Source organism: Corallococcus praedator (assembly GCF_003612125.1).
GTDB classification, from domain to species: domain Bacteria; phylum Myxococcota; class Myxococcia; order Myxococcales; family Myxococcaceae; genus Corallococcus; species Corallococcus praedator.
Genome location: NZ_RAWI01001447.1, coordinates 1 through 385, shown reverse-complemented (window position 1 = coordinate 385; position 385 = coordinate 1). Strand labels below are relative to the sequence as shown.

At 52.5% G+C, this 385-nt stretch carries 1 protein-coding gene; it reads right to left on the bottom strand.

Going from position 1 to position 385, the window contains the following annotated elements; translation table 11 throughout:
* Window positions 1-19: 19 nt before the first annotated feature.
* A partial coding sequence (locus D7Y13_RS48565; protein WP_244222518.1) for a UPF0175 family protein occupies window positions 20-385 on the bottom strand: 366 nt, incomplete at its 5' end.

Below are 385 nucleotides of genomic sequence, written 5' to 3'. Positions count from 1 at the left end.
GTTGACGATGACGTTGCGATCAGGCATTTTGCACGTCTTGGGCGAGTTCTTCGGCGCTGAGGGCAAAGGGCGAAACCTGGTAGCGACCGAGACTGTTGAGAAATTCGACCCGCGAAAGGCCAGCAAGCTGGGCAGCGCGACCAGAGGACAGGCGACCGAGTTCAAACAGTTTGAGCGCAGCCAGCAGGCATAATTCGCGGGAAAGATTATCCGGGGTTGCTTTGAGGCTGATTAGAACTTCTTCGGGAATGGTGATTTGAATCGTGGTCATGGGATCAGATCGAGAAGGAGTTGCGTCGATCATAATTCTTTGCGAAACGCTTGATGGAGAATCGCGACTTCCAGCTTCAACGATCCAAAAGTTCAACCACAGACAGACTTTGCG